This window comes from Falsiroseomonas oryzae, from assembly GCF_027856955.1.
GTDB lineage: Bacteria > Pseudomonadota > Alphaproteobacteria > Acetobacterales > Acetobacteraceae > Falsiroseomonas > Falsiroseomonas oryzae.
The window spans coordinates 1-5618 of the sequence record NZ_JAPSMD010000349.1; the positions used below are offsets into that span (position 1 = coordinate 1).

The 5618-nt window shown below is 73.7% G+C and carries 6 protein-coding genes; 2 read left to right on the plus strand and 4 right to left on the minus strand.

The features are described 5' to 3' along the window. Window positions 1-190 precede the first annotated feature (190 nt). Window positions 191-718: a GNAT family N-acetyltransferase gene (locus OZN99_RS23975; protein WP_270937769.1), complete on the plus strand. Its 528-nt coding sequence runs from the start codon at window positions 191-193 to the stop codon at window positions 716-718. A 158-nt stretch (window positions 719-876) separates the two neighbouring features. Here the strand turns inward: OZN99_RS23975 and OZN99_RS23980 are convergent, their stop codons facing one another. After that, window positions 877-1263: a hypothetical protein gene (locus OZN99_RS23980; RefSeq protein WP_270937770.1), complete on the minus strand. Its 387-nt coding sequence runs from the start codon at window positions 1261-1263 to the stop codon at window positions 877-879. 157 nt (window positions 1264-1420) lie between these two features. Next, window positions 1421-1840, minus strand: coding sequence for an Rrf2 family transcriptional regulator (locus OZN99_RS23985; RefSeq protein ID WP_270937771.1), 420 nt, complete (start codon window positions 1838-1840; stop codon window positions 1421-1423). 103 nt (window positions 1841-1943) lie between these two features. On the opposite strand from OZN99_RS23985, the gene OZN99_RS23990 reads away from it, so the two are divergent. Continuing rightward, window positions 1944-2423 carry an MmcB family DNA repair protein gene (locus OZN99_RS23990; protein ID WP_270937772.1) on the plus strand — a complete coding sequence of 160 codons (480 nt, stop codon included), beginning with the start codon at window positions 1944-1946 and terminating at the stop codon, window positions 2421-2423. A 500-nt stretch (window positions 2424-2923) separates the two neighbouring features. On the opposite strand, the gene rfaE1 is transcribed toward OZN99_RS23990, so the two are convergent. Both rfaE1 and OZN99_RS24000 read right to left on the minus strand, forming a co-directional pair. Beyond that, window positions 2924-4384 carry a D-glycero-beta-D-manno-heptose-7-phosphate kinase gene (gene rfaE1, locus OZN99_RS23995; RefSeq protein WP_270937773.1) on the minus strand — a complete coding sequence of 487 codons (1461 nt, stop codon included), beginning with the start codon at window positions 4382-4384 and terminating at the stop codon, window positions 2924-2926. 287 nt (window positions 4385-4671) lie between these two features. Further along, complete coding sequence (locus OZN99_RS24000; protein WP_270937774.1) at window positions 4672-5385, minus strand: metallophosphoesterase; 714 nt, start codon at window positions 5383-5385, stop codon at window positions 4672-4674. Between the last annotated feature and the right edge of the window lie 233 nt (window positions 5386-5618).

Genomic DNA, 5618 nt, shown 5'->3' on the forward strand with positions numbered 1-5618 from the left:
CTCGATCCCGGCGGGCAAGGCGGAAGGCGCGCCGGTCGGCCTCTCGCTCGTCGCCGCCGCGGGGCGCGACCGCGCCCTGCTCGCGCTCGCCGCGCGCGTCGCCGCCGCGCTTCGCCTGCCGGCGTGACCCGGCGCCGGGGCATGCGGCCGTGCCTTGCGGCGTGGCGGGCAGGGGATTAAGCGCCCCCCCATGCAGATCCGCGACGCCACCGCAGCCGACGTGCCGGCGCTGACCTCGATCTACGCGCACCACGTGCTGCACGGCACCGGCACCTTCGAGGAGGATCCGCCGGACGCGGCGGAAATGGCCGCGCGGCTGGCCCGCGTGCAGCAGCACGGCTGGGCCTGGCTGGTCGCGGAGGCGCCGGACGGCACCGTGCTCGGCTATGCCTACTACGCGCAGTTCCGCGACCGCTCCGCCTATCGCCACACCGCGGAGAACGCGATCTACGTGCGCGACGACGTGCGCGGCCAGGGCCTCGGCAAGACGCTGGTCCAGGCGCTGCTGGACCGGGCGGAGGCGGCGGGCTTCCGCCAGATGCTGGCGGTGATCGGCGATTCCGAGAACACCGGCTCCATCGGCCTGCACGTCTCGCTCGGCTTCCGCCAGGCCGGCGTGATGAAGTCCGTCGGCGTGAAGTTCGGCCGCTGGGTGGACGTGGTGATCATGCAGCGCACCCTCGGCGAGGGCGACCGCACGCTGCCCGACATCGCCTGACACCCGGCGCACGAAGGACCGACCTGCGGAGCGCGCCGAGCGCCCGAACGGGCGCCGCCGCTTGTGCGGCGAAGCCAAGCGCAGCGCCGGCGTCTGAGGGCATGAAGGCGAAACCTTCATGCGCCCGGGATGAGCGCGGCGTCCGGCTGCGGCCGGGCTCAGAGCAGCTGCGGCAGCAGGCTCGCCAGCGTCAGGCCCCACAGCGCCACGGCGAGAATCCCCACGCGCTCGGCGTGCCAGATCAGGCGCCGCCGCAGCGTCTCCCGCAGGCGCTGCTGCAGGTCGGCCTTCGCGCTGCCGCGCAGCGGATGCGGCGCCAGCTCGTTCAGCATTACCCAGGCCTCGCTGTCGCGCAGGTCGCGGTGCGGGGTACGCCAGGCCACGAGCAGGATCACGACGGCGACCACCGCCGAGAGGTCCGCGCCGGTGCGCAGCGCGAGCGGCAGGTCGAAGGAGAGCGCCAGCATCACCGTCGCGACGGCCAGGCCGGCGAAGGCGAGCCCGCGGCGGATGCAACGGTCGGTGACCGCTTCGACAAGGTCCATCGCAACGCTCCCAGCCCTGGGCATCCCCTTGGGCATCCGGCCTCTGGGGGCGTTGGGCCCCTGGGCGGGAACAGGATGGCGGCATGCCGGTTGCGGCCACAACTGAAAAAACGGCAGCAAGGCTGTCATGCCGGCCCGCCATGCGGTCCGGCGCAAGTCAGGCCGGCACCACCCGGCTCTGCAGCATCTCGAGCGTCACCCGCGCCAGCCGCTCCTCCATGGCAAGCTCGGCCTCGTCCAGGACCTCGCGCAGCATGCCGGGGACCACGCGGCCCAGCGGGTCGCCGCCGGATTGCGGCCCGCGATGGTTCGGCAGCAGCGGCAGGCCGGGGCGGCGCATCGCCGCCCAGACATCGGCCAGTGTGATGTCGGAGGCCGGCCGCGCCAGTTCGGCGCCGCCGGGCCCGCGGCGGATCCGCACGAGTCCGGCCCGCGCCAGCAGCCCCGCCAGCCGTCGAATGACGACGGGGTTGGTGCCGACGCTCTCGGCAATGCGACTGCTGGTGGCCTGGCCGGTCGGTTCCGTGGCCAGCAGGATCAGGATGTGGACGGCAACGGCGAAGCGCGTGGCGACCATGGTCAGGACTTCACGCGCATTGCTGGTGCCGGTTCCACGAAGTTTGCGTGCTGCGCACGCCAGGGCTTGACGGTCGCGTGAACGGAGCAGGAACATGGATCCCATGTCCGCCCCCCTCTCCCCGCCCCCGGCCGCCCGGACGCTGGCGGTCTGCCGCGCCGCGGCGCGCTTCTGCGCACTGCGCGGCTGGGCCCCCGTGATGGAGATGCCCCTGCCCAATGGACGGCGCGCGGACATCCTGGCCCTGATGCCCGAAGGCGCCTTTGCCGTGGTGGAGGTGAAGTCCTGCGCGCGCGACTTCCTCTCCGACGGCAAGTGGCCGGAGTATCGCGACTATTGCGACCGCCTCTACTTCGCCGTGGACCTGGACTTCCCGCAGGACCTGCTGCCCGAGGAGGTCGGTCTGCTGGTCGCCGACGGGCCGGACGCCGTCCTGCTGCGCGAGGCCCCGGCCCATGCCCTGGCGCCCGCGCGCCGTCGCGCATTGCTGCAGCGCTACGCGTTCAACGCGGCCGGCCGGCTTGCCGCGCTGCAGGACCCCGCCGGCCTCGCCGAGCTGCGGGCCGCGCTCCGCGTCGAGTAGCGGAGCCCGACCATCGCCGCTGGGGGGCGCTCCCCCCGCGTGCAGACCGGCGCGAGCCATCGACGGAAACGACGTGGTCATATCGAGTCCTTGCAATCGCGCCAAATGCATAGGACGAACGGATTCCATGCGCTACTGGGGTTCTGCAGAAAATGGCAATGTCAGGGACAATACCAACAGAACAATCCAACCAGACGTAACCGATTACGTTGCAAAACTTCTTTGGACTTCTTGCATGAATGCTCGGGATACGGATGACTGGGCAGGGTTGTCCGGACCAGCTGCACCATTCCGCGCGGCCGCGCCCGCCTCCAAGCGACGCTGGATGGCGGCATCGTGATGGGGGGGCCCAAACCGGGCTGCCGAGCCAGCCCGGGGCCGGCGGCGAACCCAGGGCGCCAAGGTGACGCGGCAAGCGGCCGGCCCGGGCGGCCCCCACCCCGGGGCGACGCCGTCCGTGCGGCTCCGCGTCCCGGTCCCTCGGCCCCGGCCGCCTGCCCTCAGCCCTTGATGCGGGCGACCGTCGCGGTGGTGCTCTGGCCCGGCAGCAGCTCCGCAAGCCGCACCACGCCGCCCCATTGCTGCAGCAGGTCGCCCCCGACCACCTGCGCCACGGTGTAGTCGGCGCCCTTCACCAGCACGTCCGGGCGCAGCAGGCGGATCAGCTCCGCCGGCGTGTCCTCCTCGAACACCGTCACCAGGTCCACCGAGGCCAGGCTGGCCAGCACCGCCGCGCGCGCGGCCTCGCCCTGGATCGGCCGCGCCGTGCCCTTCAGGCGCTTCACCCCGGCATCGGCATTCAGCCCCACCACGAGCCGGTCGCACCAGCCGCGCGCCTGCTCAAGCAGGTGGACATGGCCGGGATGCAGCAGGTCGAAGCAGCCATTGGTGAAGCCGATCCGCCAGCCGCGGCGCCGCCAGCGCTCCACCTGCTCCACCGCCTGCGCCCGCCCGACCACCTTGCGCAGCGCGCCGCGTTCCGGCGTCAGCGCCTCCAGCAGGTCCGATTCGCGGGCGACGGCGGTGCCCACCTTGCCCACCACGATGCCCGCCGCGATGTTCGCCAGCCGCGCCGCCAGCGGCACCCCGAGCCCGGCGGCCAGCCCGGCCGCGACGGTCGCCACCACCGTGTCGCCCGCGCCCGAGACGTCGTGCACCTCCGGCGCCTCGGCCGGGAAATGGCGGACGGCGTCGGCCTCCACCAGCGTCATCCCATCCTCGCTGCGCGTCACCAGCACCGCGCCGAAGCCGTGCATCGCGCGCAGCGCCTGCGCGGCCGCCACCAGCGAGGCGTCGTCCTCCACCGCCATGCCCGTCGCCAGGGCCAGCTCCGCGCGGTTCGGGGTGAGGAGGTCGGCGCCGGCATAGCGGGCGTAGTCCGCGCCCTTCGGATCCACCACCACGCGCCGCCCGGCGGCGCGCGCGGCGGCGATCAGGCGCTGGCAGGTGTCCCCGGCCAGCACGCCCTTCTGGTAGTCCGACAGCACCATCACCGAGGTCGCCGCCACCGCATCGGCCGCGATGCGCGTCATGCGCTCCGCCAGCCGCGCATGGATCGGCTCCGCCTGCTCGTGGTCGGCGCGCAGCAGCTGCTGGCCGGCGGCGACGAAGCGCGTCTTGGTGGTGGTGGCGCGGCCGCCCTGCACCAGCAGCCACGGCTCGACATTCGGCTGGCCGCCGATCAGCCCGGTCAGGTCGCTGCCCGCCTGGTCGTCCCCCACCACCGAGACGAAGGCGACCGCGGCGCCCAGCGCCGTCAGGTTGCGCACCACGTTGCCGGCGCCGCCGGGCATGGCGACCTCGCGGTCCACCGTGATCACGGGCACCGGCGCTTCCGGGCTGACGCGCTGGACGTGGCCATAGACGTAGCGGTCGAGCATGGCGTCGCCGACCACCAGCACCGAGGCCCGGCGCAGCTGACGCACCGCATCCGCAAGCTCGCCGACGGGGATCTCGGGCATCGGTCGGTCGGCGGGCGCGGGGCCTTGCATGACAACGCCCTAGCGCACCCCCGGCTTCCGGTGCAAGGCAACTGCGCCACGGGCGGTTGCACGAATGCGCAGGCCGCCGACGCCGACGCGGAGGTCGCCGCCGGCGGCCAGGCCTCGGCGAACGGCTTGCCCGCGATTCCATGGTGGCTCGCGCACTTCGCGCGGGCCGATGCCGCGAAAGCCGCTCGCGGCAGGCGCGTCGTGCGAAGAGCACGCCTGCAGGACCTCCCGATTCCGGCCATCGCAGATGGCTGGGATCAGGCGAACAGGAACCCCACCCGCTCGCCCTCCAGCACGGCGCAGGTCAGCGGGCCGCCGAACACCGCGCCGGTGTCCACGCCGATGCGGTGCGGCAGCACCTCCGGCCCGTCCGCCGGGGTGTGGCCATGCACCACCACGGCCGCCAGGCTCCCGCGCCAGGACAGGAAGGGCTCCCGGATCCAGGCCAGGTCCATCACGTCCTGCCGATCCAGCGGCACGTCCGGACGCACCCCGGCATGGGCGAAGAAATAGCCGCCGAGCGACTGGCTCGGCCGCAGCCGGCGCAGGAAGTCCAGGTCGCCCTCCGGCACCTGCGCCCAGCTGTCGAGGTCCGTCGCATCGGCGCCATAGCTCTCCAGCGTCGCCGCGCCGCCATTGTCCAGCCAGAACTCGACCACCTGCGCGTCGGCGCGCGGGTCGAGCGCCGCCAGCATCATCTGCTCGTGGTTGCCGACCAGGTTGACCACCGCGGCGCCCGGCACCGGCGGCGGGCCGCGCAGCAGCGCCAGCACCCCGGCGCTGTCCGCGCCGCGGTCCACGTAGTCGCCCAGATGCACCAGCAGCACGCGCCCGATGGGGCGGGCGGCGGCATGCGCGGCGATGCGGGCGTGCAGCCCGGCCAGCCGGTCCGCGCAGCCATGGACGTCGCCGATCGCGTAGACACGCAGGCCCTCCGGCAGCCATCCGGGGGCTAAGGATTCCGCAAGCATCACGGGCGCAACCTAGCCCGACCGCGGCAGGACGTCGCCACTTGCCGGGCCCGGCGGGAGACACATGCCCGGCACATCCCTTTCGGTTGCAGACCCATACGGCCCCGGGATCCCCCTGGGGATCCCCCTGCAGCCGCCGCCCGAAGCAGGCGGGGCCGCCCTGCTGCAGGCCTCGCTGCGCCGAGCGCTGCGGACCGGGCGCGGCCGCGTCGTGCTGCGCGTGCAGGCCGCCG